This is a genomic window from Colwellia sp. C1TZA3 (assembly GCF_007954265.1).
Lineage (GTDB): Bacteria > Pseudomonadota > Gammaproteobacteria > Enterobacterales > Alteromonadaceae > Cognaticolwellia.
The window spans coordinates 32,686-55,300 of the sequence record NZ_VOLS01000022.1 but is presented as its reverse complement, the minus strand read 5'-3'; the positions used below and the strand labels follow the sequence as shown (position 1 = coordinate 55,300).

Below are 22,615 nucleotides of genomic sequence, written 5' to 3'. Positions count from 1 at the left end.
ATTTTTAAACAATTTTAGGCTTAGAGTAAAGAAAGAAATGTTTTTATAGTTTTGAAGAGTTTAGAACTGGCGTACTAATTTATTGGCCGCGAAGCAAAAAAATAGCACCAATATAGGTCTACCCTTGTTTAGTACCAATGAGTAATGGCGTGTTGATGAAGAATGCCTAGCTACTAATTATCTAGGCATTCATTGTCTCGATATTAAGCTCCTAGGGATGACTTATACCAATCCCATTAAGTTACTGCTCACTTGTACTAGTTAAAATAGCTCAAGGCTGTGTTGCTCTCAATCCCAATAGCCAGCTATTGCTCAATCGAGCGCCTTACCTTGAGTCATTTTTCCTGCGCACAACAAGATCACAAACTTAATGGAACTGGTATTAATTAGTATAAAGAATAGTGACACTATTCTTTCTTTTTACGAATGCTTAGACCTAATTCTTGGCCACGGTATTTTGCATAATAACTACCACCAATAAACATAACAGTGGCAAAAAATAATTCGCCTGCGGCCCATAGTTTTTCATCAGCTGAAACCCATAATGTGGTTAAACTGTGCAAAAAATAAATCATCACGATAAAGTTTGACCATGCGTATGTATAGGGGTTGCCCTGTACTAGCCCTTTTAATGGAAATAGCAAAGGTAAGACAAACATTACTAAGGTTAAAGGTACTGAGAGCGCAGTGTCATCACTCATGAAAATCAGCCAAAATGGCATGTAAAAAAGCAATGAAAAGTAGCCAAACAAGGTGATTTGCTTGAGTGTAGTGGTTGATAAACGTTTTTTATTGGTCATTTTAATCATTAGCCTGCATTAGCGAAAGTACATTTTCTGGTGGACGACCAATAATAGCACGGGTGTTATCAGTAACAATAGGTCGCTCAATGAGTTTAGGTGTTTTAGCCATAGCAGCAATTAAAGTCACATCATCAGCATGGGTTAAATTTTGCTCTTTAAATTCAGCTTCTTTTGTTCGCATCATTTCCCGTGGTGATAGCTTCAGTAATATTAATAGCTGTTCAATTTGTGCCATGCTAAGCGGCGTTTTTAAATATTCAACAATAGTGACATCATGCTTTTGTTCTTCAATAAGTGCTAATGTTTGTCGGCTTTTTGAGCAACGAGGGTTGTGATAAATGGTTAACATGTTCTTCTCTTAGATTGTTGTTAGACAAATTCAACTTAATAGTATTTTAACTGATTTTTATAAGCGCTTAAGTTTTTCTTGTTGTTCTTGCAATTGCAATATGCGGCCCTTCATGCGCTTTTGTAATAACGGATTCTCCTCAACAAAGTTATAAGCGGTTTGTAATTCATCAACCGCTTTTGGGTAGGCACCTAATAGGGCATAAACTTCGGCTTTAGTGGCATGCATAAGCGCTTTTTTATCTTGTTTTCTATACACTTCTGATAATAAATCATGAGCAATAAAGTTTTTTGGGCTCAGCACTAAAAAGTCTTGTAACAGCCTTTCTGCCTTACTGTATTGCTCAGCCTCATTTAAAACGTTGGCGTAGTTTAGTGTTACTACTTGGTTGTTTGGCATCAAAAGGTTTAATTCACTGAGCATAGTGCTGGCTTTATCAAAAGCTTTGACGGCAATATAAGCGTCGGCTAGGGCATCAACATAAAATAAGTTTTTTTTGTCGTCGCGCAACAAAGCTTCAAGTTGGCTAATAGCACTTTGATAATTTTTATTTTCATAATGAGAAAGTGCAAGGCCGTATTGTGCTGCAGCTTCAATAGCGTAGCGTTTTTTATCCAAACTTTGCTGAAAGTTAATTACATTATCTTTTGCGTTGCCTTCATATCTTGCCATTATGCGGGCTTTAGCTAACTCAAATTCTAAATTTGGGGCTAAATGACGTGGCGAGTAATTTTGCGCTCTTATTCTCGCATCTGAAATTCTAGACTCGGGCAAAGGGTGAGTTAACAACATGGCTGGCGGCTTTGATGTGTAACGATACTTCTCAGCCATAGTGGCAAAAAAATCAGGGGCACCTTGGGGATTAAAACCACTATTAGCCAGTAACATAATGCCAACTCTATCTGCTTCTTGTTCGTTGCCACGGGTATAATTTATCCCCGCTTGTTGTGACGCTGCCATTGTCGTGCTAAGTGCCGCCATACCAACGGTGGGATTTATCAAGGTAAGTAACACGCCTGAAATCATACCGGCCATGGTTAACGGTTGTGATTTGTTTTGTGCTTCTAGTCGTCTTGCCAAGTGGCGTTGGGTAACATGTGATATTTCGTGTGCAACCACTGAGGCGAGTTCACTTTCGGTGCTAGCGGTAGTGATTAGGCCACTGTGAATGGCTATATGGCCACCAAAAAAAGCAAAGGCATTGAGCTCTTGGTTACGTATGACAAAAAATTCAAAACTATAATTTACGTCCTTGGCGTTTCGTACCATGCGGTTGCCTAAGTCATTAATGTATTCTGTTAATACGGGGTCATTTAATATCGGTTGAGACGCTCGGATTTGACGCATCATTTCGCCGCCGATTTGTCGTTCTTTTTCGATGGATAAGGCACTAACACCCGCAGAGCCAATTTCGGGCAGTTTATTTTTATTAGTTTCACTCTTTGCGGCAAATGCACTACTGGTGATTGATGAAGCTAAGGCAAGTGAAATAATAAGTGGCTTTAATTTAAACAAATTTAATTTTCCATATTGTTAGATTTATCAACACTATTTTTATGCTTTATGCTGAGATTGTGAATGCTTATGGTAAATTTCTTTACAAAACTCAGCGATTGTATAGCCTTTGATATCAATAATATCAATAATATCAATAATATCAAAGGCTTGCTGTAGTAATAATATTAACTCTACAACACGTTTGTTGGCATAACGAATAAGAGCATAATCAGCGACATCACCCTTTTGAAAAGTGTAGACAATAAAAGGAATCAATGAGTTCAATCTAAACAACATTTGCATAGTCTCAGGTCTCCACTTTATAAATGGGCAATGTGGGTTATTAAATTGTGCTTGCAGCACACGTTCATCATTAATTATAGGGTAACAATGTAATTCATAATGTTGTTCATTCACATGGTGATAAAGCGAGATTTTTGGCTTACCTGTTGTTACTTTGCCCATCATATCGCTTTGTTGATCTACAATGCTGACATTCCAGTTACTCTGGTTTAGTAACTGTTTAAATGCATTATCAAAACCATGAGTTAACATGCCATCAATATCACTAATTGAGTTCGTCGCTAACTGATAAATAGTAGGTATATCACCCCAGTTTATCTTGTTTTTGTAGGTGTTGATTTCTTTAAGGCTCGGATTATCAGAAAGCTCGCTCATTTAACCTCTTTAAATTATTAAAATACACTAAAAGAATTTACAAATGTCATTGTAATCAATTGTCGCAAATTAGATAATCAAACTAAAGCACTATGCATATTTATATTTATGATTTACGAATACGATGCTACACAAGATAAATGCCCAGTACCATTGGTAAATTTACGCTTGTTGCTCAGAAAATTAACACCTGTTGATAGTTGTTTGATACGCATTTGCGATACTGGTTCTAAAAAAGATATCCCTAAGTTGTTGACGAAACAAGGGCTTTATTTTGAACAGCGTAATCTTGATAAATATATTGTTGAATTAATGATAAGAATGGAAAAGTAAATATTATGGTTTCTCTGTTTAGCGATTGGTACAAAAGAAATTTTTCAGATCCGAGTGCGGTAACCTTAATGGTTATTTTAATTTGTACTTTTTTGTTTGTTTATTTTTTCAGTAGTTTATTAATGCCGGTATTCGTGGCCGTGGCCATTGCATTTTTATTAGATTTACCCGTCAATAAACTTGCGCAGGTTGGCTTATCTCGTGCACTGGCTGTGGTTATTGTCGTTTCTGTTTTTGTCGGTTTAACATTAATCGGCATATTGGGACTGATGCCGGTTATTTGGCAACAAAGTAGTAACTTTTTACAAGAAGTACCGCAAATGGTTGGGCAAGGGCACACCTACTTACTTGCATTACCAGAAAAATATCCAGAGTTAGTGAGTGCGGAGCAAATTGGCAGTTTGATTATTTTGGTTAATGATAGCCTTATCGAATGGGGCCAGGTGGCGTTAAAAGCATCTCTTGGTTCAATTTCTAATGTTGTTGCCTTATTGATTTACCTTATTTTAGTGCCGCTAATGGTATTTTTCTTTCTAAAAGATAAAAGCATGTTATTCAACAGTTTACGTCAGTTCCTGCCTAACGATCGTCGAATGGCAAAACAGGTGGGCACTGAAATGAATCAACAAATCATGAATTATATTCGTGGTAAATTAATTGAAATTATTATTATTGGTACGGCATCAACGATCGCATTCATTGTTTTGGGACTTAATTATCCAGTATTACTTGGGGTATTAGTGGGGTTATCGGTACTTGTGCCTTATGTTGGTGCGACGATCGTAACTTTTCCCGTTTTACTTGTTGCCCTGTTCCAATTCGGCACCAGTGCTGAATTTGGTTATGTGATGATAGCGTACGGCATTATCCAAGCGCTTGATGGTAACTTGCTTGTCCCTTTACTTTTTTCTGAAGCGGTAAACCTACACCCAGTAACCATTATTATTGCGGTGATCTTGTTTGGTGGTTTGTGGGGTTTTTGGGGGATATTTTTCGCTATTCCTTTAGCCACGCTTGTTAAGGCAGTGCTCAATGCTTGGTCAACAACGACTCAGCATGAGGTGATCAAAGCCAATTAGCTTGTTATTTATTTATTAAAGTCTAGTTTCTGGGCTTGAATGTTTAACTTAGCTTTTAGCTTAATTTGGTGGTGCGAGATTTAATTATTTGTGTTGATTTTTTACAGCACTATTATATTTATTTTTCTCCTCACCCTTAAGCATTAACACCGAGTCTTTGTCTTTAATTGTAATTCGCAATAGTGTTTAAAGGTGGTTAATTAATTGAGAGTAGCTTTGTTCAGTTTTTAACACTTTGTTGTAATAGTTTAATTAAAATAAGCACCAATGCTTGTTTTAAGTTTGCGGTAAGCTAGTACAGTGTTATTTTTCCCTATTGTAAATAAAATAACTTAGGTTAATTAACGCTAAGTTATCAAAATAAAATTTATAAGCCTGATGATTTTTATACTATAATAGTATAAGGGTCGATAAGGCGTGCTGTAAATGACACCGTTATCTAATAAAAATAAATTGAGTAGCAATGTTTTGAATAACATCAATAGAAAGTCGACTTTACAATCGGGTCAAGTAGCACTGGTTGGCTCAGGCCCAGGTGACGCAGAATTATTAACTATCCGTGCCTTACGTTTTATTGAGCAGGCAGACGTTGCTATTTATGACCGCTTAGTCAGTGATGAAATCATGGCGCTTTTACCGCAAGATTGTGAACGTTTATATGTTGGTAAAGAACAAGCAAAGCATTGTGTACCACAAGATAAAATCAACGAATTGTTGGTGAAATATGCACAACAAGGTCGTAAAGTATTGCGTTTAAAAGGTGGCGATCCATTTATATTTGGTCGCGGTGGTGAAGAAGCTGAATTTTTATTAAAAAATGGTATTAGCTGTCATCTTTGCCCGGGTATTACAGCCGCGTCGGGTTGCACAACCTATGCCGGTATTCCTTTAACGCACCGAGGAGTAGCGCAAGGCTGTACCTTTATTACCGGCCATACCCAGAACGATGGTCAACTTAATTTACCTTGGCAAAGCTTGAGTTGTAGTAGTCAAACGGTGGTGTTTTATATGGGTATTAACACGTTACCTAGTATCACTGAGCAGTTAATAAAGCATGGCCGTGACGGCAATACACCGGCAGCGCTGATACGTAAAGGTACTCAACCTGAACAACAAATTTTTCGTGGTACATTATCTTCACTTGCCAATTTAGCAACTGAACATAAAGTTACACCGCCGACCTTAATCGTTATTGGCGAGGTTGTTAACCAGTTAACCGATATCGCGTTAACAAAGCCAGGCTTTTTAGATGCTAAAAACTATCAGCAACAGACGACATTATCAGCAGAAGTGGGTTGATATACTCAAACTTAACTAATTATTAATTAAGCTTAATAACGGTGAGATAACGCTTAATTTATGGAGATTAAAAAAGGCTTAACAAATTAATTGTTAAGCCTTTATACTATTTATTTTCTGGTTTAAACCGCTAGTGTTTTGTAATCATAGGCTGTTTAATAGATCAAGAACGACTTGATGATGCTCTTTAGTTTTGAACTTGTTAAAAACATGGCTAATTTTTCCATCTAAGCCAATCAAAAAGCTCAAACGGTGAATGCCATCATATTCACGGCCCATGAATTTTTTTAAACCCCAAACACCAAAGGCATCGGCAACACTATGATCAGGGTCTGATAACAAGCTAAAGTTGAGCTCATCACGCAGACAAAATTTGGCTAATTTTTTTGGTGCATCTGGACTAATACCAAAGACATGAGTATTTAATTTATCTAAATCGGCTTTGTGGTCACGTAGCCCCTGTGCTTGCAACGTGCAGCCTGGGGTCATGGCTTTAGGATAAAAATAAACCAACACTTGTTTCTTACCAATAAATTCTGCCAGTTTAATGTCTTGGTCATTTTCATCTTTTAAGATGAAAAGTGGTGCGTTATCACCTGCAGTTAATGTTTGCATTAGAAGCCTCTAAAATAAATATGATACCAAACAGATTATTTAATTGTATATTTTCACATGGTCTAAATAATAAACTTCTTCGTTGTGCACAATCCCAATAGCTAGCTATTAGTTAATTACACAGCTTGAATTTTAATCTTTATCCTCATTGAATTTTATTCAATTATTTAATCTATTTGGTTTGATTGAATTTTTTTTATACAACCTTGTACATCAAATTGCTCACACAATTGTAAAAAGTCACTTTCAAGTTGTTCGATACTGGTTTCTTCCATCAGTGCAATTAATATTGCGGCGCTCATGTGATTATTTTTCTGATTAATTTCAGTTTTTAATGACGAAATATCAATATTGCGAGTCGCAAAGAATGCCGTTACCGCTTTTAAAATACCGGGTTGATCAATACCGGCATAATCAACTTGATAATGATGAACATAATCTTGCTCTCGATAACCTGAGGTTCTTTTCATCATGGTGATCAGTTCAAGTTCATGAGCGACAGCCGGTAACTTACTTTCTAATTGATGAATAGCTTTATTGCTACCTGTAAGTAGCATAATTAAGGTGAACTCTAAGCCAAATATTGCCATTCTACTATCGAGAATATTACAGCCACACTCGCTGGCTAGTTTGGTTAAGTCACTGACACTACCTGTGCGATCTGGCCCCATTGCCGTTAATACTAAATATTCGCTCATCAATAAACCTAGCCATCATATTAAAAACCCTATTGTAACGCATGTCAGGTAACTAAAGCTAACAGCACGCTTAGTGTTTATTTTAATCTCAAAAAAATAGATTTATTCGACATAAGATAATAACAGTTTTCATCTTAGGAGCCCTAGCTTGCTAAACATTATGTTGATTAGCACAGTGTTGTTTAGTTATACCAGTTCCATTAAGTTTGTGATCTTGTTGTGCGCAGGAAAAATAACTCAAGGTAAGGCGCTCGATTGAGCAATAGCTGGCTATTGGGATTGAGAGCAACACAGCCTTGAGCTATTTTAACTAGTACAAGTGAGCAATAACTTAATGGGATTGGTATTATATACCCGCTCCACGTGAAGATAACTATGATCTTGGGTGGTTAAACAACGGGTAAACTTAGCTAATGTAAATATAGTCTATTTACGATAGTGTATGAGAAGATATACGCTTAAGCAGTAGAGGTTGTTGCCTGGCACTTGGCAGTTGGTGTATTATTATTAAACTAAATTATTACTCTAACTGAATGTTTTTTTAAATTTTGGAAAATAAATCACGGAGAACATATTATGAATAAACCAGAACGTGCTTCAAATACTCCCTATGGAGTAGAAGTGGAAGCAGGAAAAAATTATTTTTGGTGTGCATGTGGTAAAAGCCAAAAACAGCCTTTTTGTGATGGTTCACATAAAGGCTCTGAATTTACCCCTGTAAAATTTACGGCAGAAGAGTCTAGTAAAATCTTTTTTTGTGGCTGTAAATTAACCAAAAATCAACCTATGTGTGATGGTAGTCATAAAAGCAACTAAGACTAACTCTTGCGGCACTTTGAATCGTTGGTTATTTGCACTTTGTATTTTAATCAACTTTTTATCAATCTTTTATAATAAAGGATTGATAAAAGATGAATTCTTCCGCAAAGGCTTAGTTTTATTTTGTCCCAACGTCTTGCACAATATTATCTGCAGTAAATAAAGTTTTAACTTATCATTTAAAATAGAAAAGACTGACGCAAAGTCAATGTAAACCTTAAAGCGATGAATTTTTTTATTAATAGACAATAATTGTTGTTAGGCCACTCAGTCTTTCATTTCTCAAGTTTGTCCACACGACTATATTTTTTATGATAAATATGCGGCAATATCTTGTGTTTGTATTTTCAGGCAAGTACCATGGTGCGCTGCTCAATTTAGCCCTATTGCCATTAATTTAGCGGCTTTTAAATAAATGAGATGACTTTGGGGAACTTAGCCCTGATTCAGTAATCAAAACGGCGTTATTGATGTATTGCTTGAATTGACGAGATCACCTTATCGGTTATGTCGTCAAGACTAAAATGATACTTATACCAATGAGTATTAATAAGACTAAACAAGCAAAATTAAATTAGAAAGATTCAGATTTGTATCCTCGGGAGTGTTAATGAATCGCAAGATATTTTATTTTTCATTATTAAGTGTCGCTGTTGCTAGCTGCGGTACTGTAAATAATAAGCAAGCGGTAGGCGATTTTGAATACGCGCAACAACAAGAAGTAACAGCGTTAAAAATACCTGCAGGATTAGATAAACCTAAACAAGTTGATACCTTTTTTGTTACTGACGAAATAAACCATAAAGGTCCGGTTGGCGGTGATGTAGACGTACGTGCGCCATCACTGGTTTTACCCATTGCAGCATCAACACGCACAGAGAGTACTTCCGCTGCAGCAAAGGTATGGTTTGATCAAGTACTTGATGACGATGATCTGAAAAGTTTTATTTTAAAAGCCTTAAAAGGCCAGTTAACCGCAGATAATGTTGAATTAAAGCAAGTAGACGATGACGGTGTAGTCTTTGAATCAGGCTGGTATAATAAAGAAGTAGAAACAGGCACGTGGCCTTTTAAATCAATAGCAATATCTGAAAGTATTCGTTATCGCTATACATTTGAAAGTAAGTCTCATGGCCGAAGTGTCGCGTTAGTGGTTGAATTACTTGATTACCTGAAAACAGATGAAGCGGGTGGCAGTAAACGTATCGATATTATTGATCAACAACGTGCTGAAATGAACATGCTCAATGAAGTTATAGCGCAAGTTGATTTTCAATACCGTTTAAAACAGCAAGAAAATCGCTTATTACGTGCTAATCAGACCTTTGTTAGTTTAGGTGAGAACGCTTCCGGCGAAGCCGCCTATATTGTAGAAATGGATGTAGAGTTATTCTGGTCTAACTTACCCTTGTTTTTTGAAGATCATGGCTTTAACCTTACCGATCTTAATGAAACCACTAAAATTTACTATGTTGATTACGTAAAACCTGAATCTAGTTTGTGGGATAGTATTTGGGGAGATAATCTACAGGTTATAGATTTGCCTAATGGTAAGTACCAATTTCAAGTAGAGAAAATGGCCGAAAAATCTACCGTTACGCTATATGATGAGGAAGGTATTGCATTATCTGAGGTAACATTAGAGAAAATATTTAAGGTAATGGAAGCAGGCTTGTCATTTAAAGACGTTTTTTAATGCTTGAATAATAGCAATGACTATTACTTATAGAAAAATAAAAAACTCCGTTAATCGGAGTTTTTTATTTTATGACCAAGATCATTGGTCTTGTTAACGGTTGGCATTTTGTGGGCCGACTTTTGCGTTCTTGGTATGGTTTCTTTTAAATCATTTAAAGATTTTTTACGTAAAGGTGTTTTTGCACTTTTTTGGAAAGTACTTAAGTTACCAATTAAAATAACTAATGCAATAATAACGATAGTTGGGGCAACCCAATCTTCATTTAATATGTTGATCATAATTTAATGCTCCAATTAAATATAAAAATATAATGTCTACAAAATCTACAATAATAGTTTACGTTAAACCTTCAACCAATGTCTTAATAATACTTAGCAGTACACGGTTAATATGCTTTAAGTCTTGGCTACATTGACAATATAACGTTGATAAAGATCAGGTAACAACTCGAGCAGTAAGGTTTTTCCTTGAATATCACTATTCAATAATGTTGCCGCTAAAAGTGCTTCAGTATGTGCCTGCTGGTAGTGTTGAGATAATGGCAGGTATGAAAGGTGCCAAGGCTCTTGGGCAACACCACCACGAAATTTATTATAAGGTAAAAAGAAGCCAAACGTTTTCGCATGTTCAGCTAGCCAAACGGTTAAGGGATAAAAGTGCCCTGAAGCTTGGTATTCCCATGGCTCTAACGCTAAAGCTTGCTCTGCCGGTAATAAATTTTTCGCATAAACGTCAATTTCACAGCCCCAATGGTGGCGACTGGCTCCCGGCAGCGCAGAGAATAGCATAATGGCGTGTATTTTTTCAGCTTCAGTGAGTTGTTCAATAGCTAAAACTTGATTTGAGCCATCTTTGACTGCTGTTCTACCAGAAAACTTATTTTGCCAAATCATTAGTTGTCGCTCAAAACTGCGAAAGCCACTGGCAATGCTCAACTCTATACCTGCTTTTTTTGCAGCGAGCTGTAGTTGTTTGAACGCCGACAACATTTGGCTATTAATGCCAATATTAGGCGTTAGCCAACGAATATGACTTTCAGTTTTCCCAACTAAAATTAACTCAAGTTCTGTCATTTCACCCATCGTTGGCTAAAACATTAACCAAGGTTTGATAGTAGACATCGGTTAATAAAATTAAATCTTGTACTGCAACACACTCATTAACTTGATGAATAGTGGCATTACAAGGGCCAAGCTCAACAAGCTGCGCGCCAGTAGGTGCAATGAATCGTCCATCTGAAGTGCCGCCACTGGTAGAAAGCTCGGTTGTTATATTACAGCAAGTCTCAATCGCTTGTACGACAGAATCGACCAATGTACCTGGTTCAGTAATGAACGGCTTACCGTTAAATATCCAGTTAATTTCAAAGTTTAATTGATGCTGAGTTAATAAGGCTTCAACTTTATCAACGATCATTTCTGCTGTTAACTCAGTACTATAACGTAAATTAAATAACGCAGTTAAATGACCTGGCACGACATTGGTAGCGCCAGTACCGGATTGAATATTCGACACTTGAAAACTCGTTGGTGGAAAATACTCATTACCATTGTCCCAATGCATTTCGCTTAACTCGGCTAAAACCGGCATGGCCTTATGAATGGGGTTAATAACGTGATCAGGATAAGCGACATGGCCTTGTTTACCGTGAATATGCAATTCGCCAGAAATTGAACCTCGACGACCGTTTTTAACCACGTCGCCCAATTTATTGCTACTAGAGGGCTCACCAACAATACAATAATCAATTTTTTCATTGCGGGCTTCAAGGGTGTCAATAACACGTGTGGTGCCATTAATAAAAGGGCCTTCCTCATCACTGGTGATCAAAAATGCGATAGAGCCATGATGCTTGGGATAGTCAGCAACAAATCGCTCGGTTGCGACTATCATTGCCGCTAAACTGCCTTTCATATCAGAGGCCCCGCGGCCATAAAGCATACCGTCAGCAATAATGGGATCAAACGGTGGTGTGTTCCAGCTTTCTAAATTACCCGCTGGCACAACATCGGTGTGGCCGGCAAAACAAAATACCGGTCCTGATGTGCCTCTTCGAGACCATAAGTTGGTGGTATCTTCAAATATCATGCTTTCATTATTAAAGCCTAATTTGACTAAACGCTCCGACATTAATTGCTGGCAGCCAAAATCTTCAGGGGTAACAGAAGGGCGTTCAATCAGTGCTTGTGCTAATGAAATGGTGCAATCGCTATGTTTATTCATGAGAATACAGTCTACCTAAAGTAAAGTTTCTTGATACTGACTCTCTTTAAAGCCAACCAAAAACGCTTGGTTATGCTTAAGTAGAGGCCGTTTGATTAACGTGGGTTGCGCTAAAATAATCTCAACCATAACGTCGTCAGTGAGGTTGTTTTTAATCTCGTCAGTTAAATGACGAAAGCTGGTACTGCGTTTATTTAACAGCAGGGTTAAATCCGCAGATGTTATAAACTCTTGCAACAATTCTGGACTGAGACCGTCGCTACGAAAATCGTGGAATTGATAAGGGATATTTTGTTGCTCTAACCATTTCTTTGCTTTTTTTACACTATCGCAGTTTTTAATGCCATAAAGTATTGTCATGTTATTTCCTGAATTATATCACTTGGTAATTATGTTTTATTAACGCGGCTTTCGCTGCTTCAAACTTATCTGATTTTACTAAAACGTAGTCAGTGTCAAAAGTCGAAATAGCAAAAATACTGATTTTTTCATTTGCTAGCACGGTTGATATATTTGACATTATACCGGTTAAGGTAAAGTCGAGTGGCCCAACAACTTCAAATGCTTGCCAGCCAAGTTCGGTTTCTTCACTGTCAATTTCAATATGCTCTGGAATCACAATTGAAATTTCGTCATAGGTTTTTGCTAAAAAAAATATCGGGGCATTAAAAACCACATCGGGTATTGAGCTCTCACGTCGTAAACTATGAATAGCAAAGGTTTCAGATAAGCGGCGTAGGGTAAAATTACTCATAAATCAACTTCGTTTGTTTAAATGCTGATGTCGACACTATAGCGTTTAATCGCTATTAACTCTAGGGGTTATACGCCTGTGGGCTTGAATGTAGTAACTAAATATTATGCTTTAGTAAACTGGTTAACCTGTGTTTACTGTGTATTTAATTGATTATTGCTATCAAACTAGTGTATTTCTAAGTCTATTTGGGTATATAAAGCAAAATAATTGTATAAATTATAATATTGTACGTTTAATGATATCCACATAAGCTGTGGATATCATTGTGTATAACTATTGTTTAATTGGTTAGTTTATTGTTTTATAATGATTTATTTTACTGGTTAAAAAATACCGGCTAATAATCTGTGTTAAAAGTAATAGATAAGTTGTTAAAATGTCGTATTAAGGACTAAACCAGCTAAAGATCTACTTATTTATAGGGCAGATCTTGGTAATGACTGATTATATTGCTGGAAAACTACAAGTGTGTTGAAATTACAACCAATGCAATGGTGTAGGCAACATTGTCAACCAAAGTACCAGCTATGGCCTTATAAATACTAAAAATTACTAAGAGATATTAATGCAGCGCAATAAAATTTCAATTGCTGTGGTCATTTTACTTAGTATCATCGTATATAAAAAGCTACTATCTTTTAATTAACCGCTGTTGTAGGGTATCGTTTATGAAGTTATCTATATTAGAAATTATCTTGCTTGGCCGAAAGTACATGAATTTATGGCCTTCACGCGTTGAACTTGGTGAATACTTTATGGAGTATCAGGCGGTTAAAGTCAGTCGTTTGGTGTGTAAAGTCATGCCAGGTTTAGCATTGTTTTGTTTAATCTTACAATTGTATTTTGGCTCTATGGCAGCCTTACCTCAGGCGCTATTATATACGCTTTGTATTATGAGTTTTCCATTGCAAGCGTTGATTTTGATGGGGATTAAAGCCGATAAATTTCTCCCACCGGCGTTAGCTCATTGGTACAAAGAAAGTGTCGCTCGTGTTAACCAAAGCGGTGGTGATATCAAATTGTCAACTCAACGTCCACGTTATCTAGACTTGGCTCACTTATTAAACTTAAGCTTTAAAAATAGCTATAAAACCTCTTAATTCGCTAGGTTTATAAGTAAGATTTATCAGGAAATATTATCACTAATAATGCGCTACAGTTAATCTGTAGCGCATTTTTTTAGTTTATTTTTTGATAAAGCCTGATCAGAAAGTCAGCCTGACAGATAAAGCCATGCTTATTTAGCAATATTTTTTTGGTTTCCTCACTCGCCTTAAAAGCAAAAGGTGTCATCGCCAGTAAATTTAATGTGTCTTGACCCGTTTTTAAGCGCATTTTATAAGAGATATTTTCTTGATGCACCAGTGCTAAATGTTCAATAGGCAATTTTTCTTCATCATGTTCTTTAGCATCATGATAAATATGCTTTTTTAGTTGCATTAAATGCTGCTTCGCTGGTGTAACTGTTAACAAAAATCCACCTGCTGACAATACGCGAGTAAACTCCTTTTCTAAAATAGGCGCATAAACTGACACAATCCAAGAGAATAGGCTGTCAGTAAAAGGCAACTTTGATAATGTTGCGACGCTAAAGTGACATTGTGGATACTTCTTACCGGCTTTTTTGATTGCTTCTTTAGCAATATCAACACCATAAACAGTATTTTCAGTATCTTTATGTTGATGAGTATAAAAACCTTCACCACAACCGGCATCGAGCACAATAGTTGGTTTGTTAGCATTAGTAAGCATTTTTTCCTGGTATAAAGCGACAAGTCTATCAACCAATGGTTGATAATAACCTTGCTCTAAAAAAGCTCGTCTAGCTGCTACCATCGCTTTGTTATCACCAGGGTTTTTTGAATGCTTAAATTGCACCGGCAATAAATTTAAGTAATTTTCTTTTGCGAGATCAAAGCTATGATTATTTTCACAGCGAAAAATATTTTCTTGGTTGAGTAGTGTAAAACTACATAAAGGGCATGCATAGTGGGTTGCAGTCATAGGGATAATTCGTGTTTATTTGTAACAAAAAAGGGGACTAGCCCCTTTTATAAGTATGGTCTTAACAGTATAAGTTTGTTCTTTAAAGCATAAGTATTATGTTACTCAGAAAGCTTTATTTACTGAAAGTAGACCAAATTGGCGCATGATCAGACGGTTTTTCTATGCCCCTAAGTTCATAATCAATATCTGATTCAATACAACGGCTAGCAAAATTTTTGGTTGCTAACACCACATCAATACGTAAACCGCGATTATCATCAAAGCCACGCGAGCGATAGTCAAACCATGAATATCTTTCCTCACGGGTTGGATGCAATGCTCTAAAGGTATCGGTAAAACCCCAGGCCATTAAGGTGGTTAACCATTGTCTTTCTTCTAGTTGAAAACTACATTTACCCGTTTTTAACCAACGTTTTCGGTTTAGCTCACCAATGCCTATGTCTAAATCAGTCGGTGAAATATTAATATCACCGATCACCACAACATTTTCATCAGGGCTATGGTGTTCATTTAAGTATTGCATTAAATCTTTATAAAATTGACGCTTATAAGGATATTTTGTTTCATGGGTAATATTTTCACCCTGTGGAAAATAACCGTTTAATACCGTGACTTTTTCACCGTTTTCATCGGTTGTTTGCACCATGATCATACGTTTTTGTGCTTCGTCGTCATCGGTCGGAAAACCTTTAGTGACCACATTAGCCGCTTTTTTACACAGCATAGCAACACCATAATGCGCCTTTTGACCATGAAAATAAACGTGGTAGCCCATCGCCTCAACATCAGCCAGCGGGAATACTTCATTATGAACTTTAATTTCTTGTAGACCAATAATATCGGGTTGATGCTTATCGATAATAGCTTGTAACTGATGCAAACGAGCGCGCAGGCCGTTAATATTAAATGAGATGATTTTCATATTGAAGCTCGATAATTATTTTGCGCTCATGCTACCAGAACTTAAGCAGTAGCAGTAGTCATATTGCGATGAGATTCAATGAGAATCGTTAGGTTTAATCAACAATTAGTTTTTAAATATAACAAAAAATAAGTATTGTACGATGGGCCATTGTAGGAGGTACTCGTTAGGTATAGATCACAGTTTTAGTAAATCGGGCACTGCTCACTTTAGCGCAAAGTTAACTAACGAATATCTTCTTGACTAAAGTGAAAGTCGATGGAGGCAATGATAAGCAAAAGCGCACCAAATAGTATGGCCCAGTGGGCGCCAAATAACGCTAATGCGCTGCCAATAAGTGCCATAAGCATATTAGCTAAACTGAAGGTGGTGGTAATTAAACCCATCAGTTGTCCTTGTTCAATATCAGCATATTGCTCAGAAATATACACCGGTAATAAACCATTGAAAATAGCAATAGCGATGCCTGTTATGGCATAAATAGGCCAAACACTGGTTGAGGAAAGTACTGGATGTAAACTAAACAATACTGCCATTAACATCATGCCAACAATGGCACCAAATTTAAGTCCGAATAAGTACTTTAACTGCTTAACAAAAAACACACTGGTTATGGTCATAAATAAGGTTAAAACAACGGTTATGTAACCAATAGCGGGGCTAGTGAAGTCAAAGTTTTCCACTAACCAAACCGGATAAAATTCGTAATAGGCATTTAGACCAAGTGTTGCCAATAAGTAAATTAGAAAGATACGTCTGATTTTTTTATCAGCGAGTAAGGCAAATGAATTTTGCTTACTAAAAAGTTGTGAAAACTTTATCTTGGGCTGATCGGACTTACTCTTGCCGGCAGGTAATACATAGGCAACGCTGATAAGGGCAATAACTATCGCTATGGCGGCAAAGTAGAAAACGGTATCTAAACCATATATTGCCAGTAATCCCCCAGCTAAAGGGCCAAGCAACCAACCTAAGTAACTGGTCGCATTTACTAGGCTAAAGGTGTGGGTCTTATCTAGCGTGGGCGATAAGTCTACCGCTATCGCTTTGGCTATACTGATATTACCTGAAAAAATGCCAGTAACAAAACGCGCTAAAATAAGCAGTAAAAAACTTTCAGCCATAACCGCTAAAGCTGATAATACATAACTAATGGCAGTTAACATTAAGGTGATGATTAAGGTTTTTTTACGACCATAAATACCTGAAGCAGCGCCTAAAACTGAGCTCCCTAGAATAACTCCTAAAGGATATATCGCCAATATAATACCAAGTAATATTTTACTCGGCAAATCAGCAAAAGTTGTCAAAGGGCTAATTTCATTAAGAAAAAGAGGTGCTAAAACAGGATAAGGTAAGGCGATGCCAGCACTACTAAACAGCACGACCAGCATGACAGAAAATAAGGTTTTTTTTGCTTTTAATTGTTCAGCAATTAAGGTGTCTTTTGTTGGTGTTTTAATTTTAGCAACGTGAATCGTCATAACAAATATTTATATAATACAATAGGTATAATGCCGATTGATTATATAATAAGTTGGCCTTACAAATAAGTAAAAAGTTTGTATTTTTACCAACGTATCAATAGTGGCCATAAGCACTTTTATTCGCAAAGCAGAATAAAATTCAGCTTATTAATCGTGATGTAATTAATTGTAATTTCAAGGTAATAAGTTGTACTATTGCCGTAACACCTTGTACATAGTGTTGTTAATTAATAATAAACATTTTATGCTAATAAAATGAGTTATATTTTCAATGGTTGTTATTTATTAGTCAGAGTAAACATTGACCGGTTCATAAATCAGCCATGAAGATGCTGTTAATACAGCGTAATAAAGTAGGAGCAGTTAATGTCAGATAGTGAATTGTTAGTTAAGAAGATATTACTCGTTGAGGATGACCGCCAGTTGTCGGATCTAGTCACTGAGTTTTTAGAAAATGAAGGTTATCACGTTAAGCAAGAGTTTAGAGGTGACACGGTCGAAAAGCGAGTTGATAAATTCGTTCCTGATTTGATTATTTTAGACATCATGCTACCGGGTAAAGATGGATTTGCGGTTTGTAAAGACTTACGCCCTAACTTTAAAGGTCCAATTTTAATGTTAACCGCAAAAGGTACAGATTTTGATCAAGTGTTAGGTTTGGAAATTGGTGCCGATGATTACGTGATTAAGCCTGTTGAGCCAAGAGTACTGCTTGCTCGTGTCAATGCGCTATTACGCCGTGGCCAATTGCCAACGGATGGTAAAGAAAACGCTAAAATTAATTGCGGTGAACTACATATTAGCCGTGGTTCTAGACAAGTGACATTGCATGGCGAAAATGTTGACCTTACTAGCCAAGAGTTTGACTTGCTTTGGTTATTAGCTAGTCGTTCAGGCGAAGTACAAAATCGTGATTATATTTATAAAGCGGTTGTTGGTCGTGAATACGACGGCATGGATAGAAGTGTTGATGTGCGCATATCACGCTTGCGTAAAAAATTACACGATAGTAATGAAACTCCTTTTCGCATTAAAACCATTTGGGGACAGGGTTATTTATTTGTTCCAGATGCATGGAGTTAAACATATATTAGTGTGTAAACTGATGAGTTCGCATAGCAACTCATCAGTATTTATTTCCTGTTTTTAGGTATTTTATGAAACTTGGTCGCTCATTCTTCAGCTTATATTTCCTTATTATCTCTATTTTTATCGTCTTCTCATGGATGCTTGATGAGGTATGGAGTTCATACCTTGAACAAGATATAGAATCTTACACCGGTTATAAAAGTATGCTGTTGGCGCTATCTAACTATTTAGAAAAGCACCCAGAAGATCAATGGCAAGAAATACTATCAAAAGCGGCAAAGCAGTGGCAACTGCCATTAAAGTTAATGTCAGCGCAACAAGTCAAAGCTATTAACCATCAAAATCACGATGTCATTAAAGAAAAAGACACCCATATTTACTATGATAATGACGCGGTAGAAATTCATCACCGGATTAATACTGGTGGTACTGTGATTGTGTTGGGGCCAGCTAAAATGCCAACTAGGCCGAGGTTAGAGGCACTGATTCGTGTTATTTTGCTGGCAACTTTAGCCTGTATATTATTTTTTTGGTTACGGCCTTTATCTCGTGATTTGGATCAGTTGCAAAAAACGGCGATAGAGTTTGGTCAAGAAAGTTTTGATGTTGTCGCGCCAGAAGCAAGATCGACCATGGCAGCGCCTATGGTTACCGCCTTTAATACTATGGCCAGTCGCATTAAACGTTTAATTGATGCCCATAAAGAACTGTCAACCGCGGTTGCACATGAATTGCGTACACCGTTAGCTCGCACTAAGTTTGCCTTGGAAATGCTAGCTTGCACCGATGATAAAGCCAAACAAGAAAAATATCGTAAAGCCATTAGCAAAGATGTTTGTGAATTAGAGCAACTCATTAGCGAGATGTTAATCTACGCTAGTTTCGATAATGACAAACCTGAGCTTAATTTTAGTGAAGAATCCTTGGTGGATATCGTCGAAAAACAGGTCAGTAACTTTCAACAGTTTGAACAAAAATTTAACATTGTTAACCTGCTTGGAAATGATAGGGTTGAGGTCGATCGACAGTTTATTGGTCGAGCGTTGAATAACTATATCTCTAATGCTATAAAATACGGTAACGGTGAAATAGACATTACCATTATGAAAAGTGAAGATCATTGCCAGATAAGCGTTACAGACAATGGTGAGGGAGTTTGTGATGATTTCAAGTGCACTATATTTAATGCTTTTTCTCGTGGTGATATCTCGCGCAACCGTGAAACAGGAGGCTTTGGTTTAGGCTTAGCCATCGTTTGTCGGATCATGGAGTGGCATGGTGGTAGTGCATCTGTTGTTGATAGTAAAAATGGTGGAGCGAGCTTTATGCTGCGCTGGCCCATTAAACAATTTCCTGCTTAGCGTATAAAAATTAGTCAACACTTTGTGTTTATTATAAAAATTAATAATTAATTTGGTATAGTGTTAAAGTAATATGTGGCGTTGCCGATATAAATATTATCGGCAATAACACAGTAGATTATTTTGACACTAAACGCTTTATCAAACGACATACTTGTTCATGAACTTCAGTTAGGCGAACAGCTTAATGAAAGTGTTCATCACGAGCGTCGTGCTGATTTTTCGCTGTTACTTGCCATGCTAACCGACGATGTTCGAGCGCATAGCCAGTTTAAACTGCCACTTTCACAGACACCTGAAAAAACCACTACAGCAGAACAGCTACGAAAATATTTTCAATTACCCGATGAAGCACCTTTAGCATTAAAAGATATTACAGATATCAGCAGCTATAATCAGGCAGGTTTGATTGAAAAACAGCAGTTAGAAGACCTGCGACTAGCAAATATACTTAAGCCTAAACCCTTAGCGTTTCGTGACGATGTAAAACACATAAACCAACAGGTTATGACTAATACCAGTTTATATTGTCAGCAAAAAAGTCAAGATCTATGCTCAACAAAAAGACAGCAAAGAGCTGAATTTAATGCCATGGCTTGGGTAGCGGCCCTGCAAACTACGATTGTTAAAGCACCGCTAATGGCGGCTGTTGCCTAAAAAACCTTAGCACAACAATTTTTGAACTTTTTTTCACTGCCACAAAAACAAGACTCATTTCTTTTTGGTTTATTTAATGTCTTGCTATCTGACACCTCACCATCAAGATATCGCCATGCGGTATCTTCAAGCACAAAATTTGATTTTTCTCGCATTTGCCAAATTTGTCCGTGAAGTTGATAAAAAGCGGAAAACTCTACTTGAGCATTATTATGCTTCGCTAAATCTTTTTTGTGATCACTGGCATAGTGAATAACGAGTTTTAGCCATTTTGTTGTTGCTGCCCATTGTGCAATATCATCAATAGATTGTTCAGCTTGGCTTGAATGGGCGTAAGTAAAGTAAATATAATCAGCTTGTTGTGTTGCGTAAGCAGAGTAGCGTGACCGCATCAGCTGTTCTGGAGAGTTAGCCGATTTTGTTGCCATTATTAAAGGTTGGCAACATAGTGCAAAGGTTTGTGCTGAGCCGCATGGACATAACATGTAGATAAACTATTTAAAGGGCAATTGTATTTAGTTTATCATGAGCGTTATTATGCTTTACATAGTTTATGGTTTTACTTAACTGTTTATCCGCCCTAATTCAATCAAATAGCTACCGTGTTCTATATTAAACCCGTGCAACCATTTAATGCAGTTGTTTTATTGCTTGAAAATCTGCTTTTTGTAATAAAATACATTGAGTTTTTCCTAAGGTAGCACAGCGAGATATTTCTTTTAATTCAGCTTGATCATAGTTAGCGTTTGATAAAATCATCGCAGAACATGTGCCTTTTAATAAAGTGTTTTTAATATGCTCTAAGCTGACATTGACCTTATTTGCATTCACTTTCAGTATTTTTGCTGGATTAATTTTACCCATGTTAGAGAGTTGTTCTAACGAAGCATTTTCAGGGTTAATCATTAAAATCCACTTTTTATCATCATGGTGGTTTTGACAAATGTCCTGATACTTTGCAGAAACATCTCCGGTACTATTTACACTAATAACATTACACCAAGTTGAAGATAAATTAATTTGAGGTGGTAAATTAATACTGGGAACTATAGCTAAGTTTTTGTTATTTAGTTTTAAATTTATTTTATTAGTGTTAACCATAGTGTTTACCTCAATATGCTGTATAGATATACAGTATATCGGTTTTGATGCTATTTCAAGCATTATTTTATTGATATTTACATAAAGTTATAATGAAAATAATTTTTTAAATTAATAGTTACAGGTTAATCGTTAGAGGGTGATTACTGTTCAATATCATTAAAATTTCAGCTGCAGAACTTATGCTAACGCTGGCAAAACTTAAGAAATAACTGCTGCGAATATTAAAGATAAAAACTGCATTCTGCTAGGTTACTGGTATAAATTGATTTAAAATAAAATTTACATAGAGTTGATTACCATAACCAACGATATAAACAATTACAGAGTCAATTTCATTTCAAAGTGTATAGCCAAGCCATTGAACTTACTTGGTAATACCAATGCACTTAGCTACAGGCAAATAGTTGAAGTTTTTTATCTGTAGTTTGGCTTCAAAAAAATTAATTAAGTTAACTAGGTTTTAAAGTAACCATATGAGAATTTTACTGGTTGAAGACGATCTGCCATTAGCACAAGCATTGCAACAATCGTTGCGTCATGACGGCTTCCTAGTTAACCACGTTGATACCGGCGCAGACGCTTTAGCGTCATTAACCACTCCTGAGCATGACATGGTGATTTTGGATTTAGGTTTGCCTGATATGGATGGTTTATTGGTGCTAAAAAAACTTAGAGCTAAAAAGAAAACTACACCAGTTATTGTGCTTACCGCGCGCGACACGATTGAGCAGCGAGTTCAAGGATTAGATCTTGGCGCTGATGATTATTTAACTAAACCTTTTGACATTAATGAGCTTCTTGCTCGCTTACGGGTAATTGAACGCCGACTAGGCACGGCTGATAGCGCAATAATTTCCATCGCATTAGTAAAACTTGATACTACTGCCCACCAGCTGTTTATTGAAGACAAAGCCCTGACTTGTTCAAAAAAAGAATATATGGTTTTAAAAGCATTAATGGAAAATGCTGGGCGAATTCAATCACGAGAGCAAATTGAATCACGCCTTTACGATTGGGGTGAAGAGGTGATGAGTAATGCAGTAGAAGTCCATATTCATAACTTACGTAAAAAGTTACCTGAAAAATTTATTCAAACGGTTCGTGGTGTTGGCTATACCATTAATAAGGCTTAGAAACTC

The 22,615-nt window shown here is 36.7% G+C and carries 26 protein-coding genes; 10 read left to right on the top strand and 16 right to left on the bottom strand.

Annotation, left to right across the window (positions count from 1 at the left end):
* Positions 1–407 precede the first annotated feature (407 nt).
* Genes ESZ39_RS08640 through ESZ39_RS08625 form a run of 4 tightly spaced genes read right to left on the bottom strand, consistent with a single transcriptional unit; the run spans position 408 to position 3,327 of the window.
* Positions 408–800, bottom strand: a complete 393-nt coding sequence (locus ESZ39_RS08640) for a DUF2069 domain-containing protein (protein WP_223270301.1) — start codon at positions 798–800, stop codon at positions 408–410.
* Position 801: 1 nt separating this feature from the next.
* The gene (gene arsC, locus ESZ39_RS08635) at positions 802–1,152 is read right to left on the bottom strand and encodes an arsenate reductase (glutaredoxin) (protein ID WP_146879516.1); all 351 of its coding nucleotides are present in this window, start codon (positions 1,150–1,152) and stop codon (positions 802–804) included.
* Positions 1,153–1,209: 57 nt separating this feature from the next.
* Positions 1,210–2,667, bottom strand: coding sequence for a M48 family metalloprotease (locus tag ESZ39_RS08630; RefSeq protein WP_146879515.1), 1,458 nt, complete (start codon positions 2,665–2,667; stop codon positions 1,210–1,212).
* A 39-nt stretch (positions 2,668–2,706) separates the two neighbouring features.
* On the bottom strand, positions 2,707–3,327 hold the full coding sequence (locus ESZ39_RS08625; RefSeq protein WP_146879514.1) for a hypothetical protein: 621 nt from the start codon (positions 3,325–3,327) through the stop codon (positions 2,707–2,709).
* A 108-nt stretch (positions 3,328–3,435) separates the two neighbouring features.
* Here ESZ39_RS08625 and ESZ39_RS08620 point away from each other — a divergent pair, with 108 nt between their 5' ends.
* The 3 genes from ESZ39_RS08620 to cobA all read left to right on the top strand — a co-directional run bounded on the left by ESZ39_RS08620 (position 3,436) and on the right by cobA (position 6,038).
* Positions 3,436–3,660, top strand: a complete 225-nt coding sequence (locus ESZ39_RS08620; protein WP_146879513.1) for a sulfurtransferase TusA family protein — start codon at positions 3,436–3,438, stop codon at positions 3,658–3,660.
* Positions 3,661–3,665: 5 nt separating this feature from the next.
* Complete coding sequence (locus ESZ39_RS08615; protein WP_146879512.1) at positions 3,666–4,739, top strand: AI-2E family transporter; 1,074 nt, start codon at positions 3,666–3,668, stop codon at positions 4,737–4,739.
* A 426-nt stretch (positions 4,740–5,165) separates the two neighbouring features.
* Positions 5,166–6,038 (top strand): uroporphyrinogen-III C-methyltransferase, encoded by an 873-nt coding sequence (cobA, locus tag ESZ39_RS08610; protein ID WP_146879511.1) that lies wholly within the window; start codon positions 5,166–5,168, stop codon positions 6,036–6,038.
* Between the two features lie 144 nt (positions 6,039–6,182).
* On the opposite strand, the gene bcp is transcribed toward cobA, so the two are convergent.
* Together bcp and ESZ39_RS08600 are read right to left on the bottom strand one after the other, a co-directional pair.
* Entirely contained in the window at positions 6,183–6,653 is a 471-nt protein-coding gene (gene bcp / locus ESZ39_RS08605; protein ID WP_146879510.1) for a thioredoxin-dependent thiol peroxidase, read from the bottom strand.
* 167 nt (positions 6,654–6,820) lie between these two features.
* Entirely contained in the window at positions 6,821–7,351 is a 531-nt protein-coding gene (locus ESZ39_RS08600; protein WP_146879509.1) for a glycine cleavage system protein R, read from the bottom strand.
* 576 nt (positions 7,352–7,927) lie between these two features.
* On the opposite strand from ESZ39_RS08600, the gene ESZ39_RS08595 reads away from it, so the two are divergent.
* Both ESZ39_RS08595 and bamC read left to right on the top strand, forming a co-directional pair.
* Positions 7,928–8,167, top strand: a complete 240-nt coding sequence (locus tag ESZ39_RS08595) for a CDGSH iron-sulfur domain-containing protein (protein ID WP_146879508.1) — start codon at positions 7,928–7,930, stop codon at positions 8,165–8,167.
* A gap of 613 nt (positions 8,168–8,780) precedes the next feature.
* Positions 8,781–9,866: an outer membrane protein assembly factor BamC gene (bamC, locus tag ESZ39_RS08590; protein ID WP_146879507.1), complete on the top strand. Its 1,086-nt coding sequence runs from the start codon at positions 8,781–8,783 to the stop codon at positions 9,864–9,866.
* Between the two features lie 50 nt (positions 9,867–9,916).
* Here bamC and ESZ39_RS08585 read toward each other — a convergent pair whose 3' ends face one another.
* From ESZ39_RS08585 to ESZ39_RS08565, 5 genes are all read right to left on the bottom strand, one after another.
* On the bottom strand, positions 9,917–10,147 hold the full coding sequence (locus tag ESZ39_RS08585) for a hypothetical protein (RefSeq protein ID WP_146879506.1): 231 nt from the start codon (positions 10,145–10,147) through the stop codon (positions 9,917–9,919).
* 117 nt (positions 10,148–10,264) lie between these two features.
* On the bottom strand, positions 10,265–10,942 hold the full coding sequence (locus tag ESZ39_RS08580; protein WP_223270300.1) for a M15 family metallopeptidase: 678 nt from the start codon (positions 10,940–10,942) through the stop codon (positions 10,265–10,267).
* A gap of 1 nt (position 10,943) precedes the next feature.
* Positions 10,944–12,092: a succinyl-diaminopimelate desuccinylase gene (gene dapE / locus ESZ39_RS08575; RefSeq protein ID WP_146879504.1), complete on the bottom strand. Its 1,149-nt coding sequence runs from the start codon at positions 12,090–12,092 to the stop codon at positions 10,944–10,946.
* A 15-nt stretch (positions 12,093–12,107) separates the two neighbouring features.
* Positions 12,108–12,452 carry an ArsC family reductase gene (locus tag ESZ39_RS08570; protein WP_146879503.1) on the bottom strand — a complete coding sequence of 115 codons (345 nt, stop codon included), beginning with the start codon at positions 12,450–12,452 and terminating at the stop codon, positions 12,108–12,110.
* Positions 12,453–12,465: 13 nt separating this feature from the next.
* Positions 12,466–12,846 carry an ACT domain-containing protein gene (locus tag ESZ39_RS08565; RefSeq protein WP_146879502.1) on the bottom strand — a complete coding sequence of 127 codons (381 nt, stop codon included), beginning with the start codon at positions 12,844–12,846 and terminating at the stop codon, positions 12,466–12,468.
* Positions 12,847–13,517: 671 nt separating this feature from the next.
* Between ESZ39_RS08565 and yfbV the strand changes: the two genes are divergently transcribed.
* The gene (yfbV, locus tag ESZ39_RS08560; protein ID WP_146879501.1) at positions 13,518–13,949 is read left to right on the top strand and encodes a terminus macrodomain insulation protein YfbV; all 432 of its coding nucleotides are present in this window, start codon (positions 13,518–13,520) and stop codon (positions 13,947–13,949) included.
* A gap of 79 nt (positions 13,950–14,028) precedes the next feature.
* Here the strand turns inward: yfbV and rlmA are convergent, their stop codons facing one another.
* The 3 genes from rlmA to ESZ39_RS08545 form a co-directional block, all read right to left on the bottom strand.
* Positions 14,029–14,853 (bottom strand): 23S rRNA (guanine(745)-N(1))-methyltransferase, encoded by an 825-nt coding sequence (gene rlmA, locus ESZ39_RS08555; protein ID WP_146879500.1) that lies wholly within the window; start codon positions 14,851–14,853, stop codon positions 14,029–14,031.
* A gap of 115 nt (positions 14,854–14,968) precedes the next feature.
* Positions 14,969–15,778, bottom strand: a complete 810-nt coding sequence (gene xthA, locus ESZ39_RS08550; protein WP_146879499.1) for an exodeoxyribonuclease III — start codon at positions 15,776–15,778, stop codon at positions 14,969–14,971.
* 224 nt (positions 15,779–16,002) lie between these two features.
* Positions 16,003–17,262, bottom strand: coding sequence for an MFS transporter (locus tag ESZ39_RS08545; RefSeq protein WP_146879498.1), 1,260 nt, complete (start codon positions 17,260–17,262; stop codon positions 16,003–16,005).
* Positions 17,263–17,631: 369 nt separating this feature from the next.
* On the opposite strand from ESZ39_RS08545, the gene ESZ39_RS08540 reads away from it, so the two are divergent.
* From ESZ39_RS08540 to ESZ39_RS08530, 3 genes are all read left to right on the top strand, one after another.
* Positions 17,632–18,348, top strand: a complete 717-nt coding sequence (locus ESZ39_RS08540; RefSeq protein ID WP_146879497.1) for a response regulator — start codon at positions 17,632–17,634, stop codon at positions 18,346–18,348.
* 74 nt (positions 18,349–18,422) lie between these two features.
* Positions 18,423–19,715 carry an ATP-binding protein gene (locus ESZ39_RS08535; RefSeq protein WP_146879496.1) on the top strand — a complete coding sequence of 431 codons (1,293 nt, stop codon included), beginning with the start codon at positions 18,423–18,425 and terminating at the stop codon, positions 19,713–19,715.
* Between the two features lie 123 nt (positions 19,716–19,838).
* Positions 19,839–20,372, top strand: a complete 534-nt coding sequence (locus ESZ39_RS08530; RefSeq protein ID WP_223270299.1) for a VC2046/SO_2500 family protein — start codon at positions 19,839–19,841, stop codon at positions 20,370–20,372.
* On the opposite strand, the gene ESZ39_RS08525 is transcribed toward ESZ39_RS08530, so the two are convergent.
* On the bottom strand, positions 20,369–20,857 hold the full coding sequence (locus ESZ39_RS08525) for a YchJ family protein (RefSeq protein WP_146879494.1): 489 nt from the start codon (positions 20,855–20,857) through the stop codon (positions 20,369–20,371). The genes ESZ39_RS08530 and ESZ39_RS08525 overlap by 4 nt on opposite strands.
* 145 nt (positions 20,858–21,002) lie before the next feature.
* Positions 21,003–21,473 (bottom strand): hypothetical protein, encoded by a 471-nt coding sequence (locus tag ESZ39_RS08520; RefSeq protein WP_146879493.1) that lies wholly within the window; start codon positions 21,471–21,473, stop codon positions 21,003–21,005.
* Positions 21,474–21,949: 476 nt separating this feature from the next.
* Between ESZ39_RS08520 and ESZ39_RS08515 the strand changes: the two genes are divergently transcribed.
* On the top strand, positions 21,950–22,609 hold the full coding sequence (locus tag ESZ39_RS08515; RefSeq protein ID WP_146879492.1) for a response regulator transcription factor: 660 nt from the start codon (positions 21,950–21,952) through the stop codon (positions 22,607–22,609).
* The last annotated feature ends 6 nt before the right edge of the window (positions 22,610–22,615 follow it).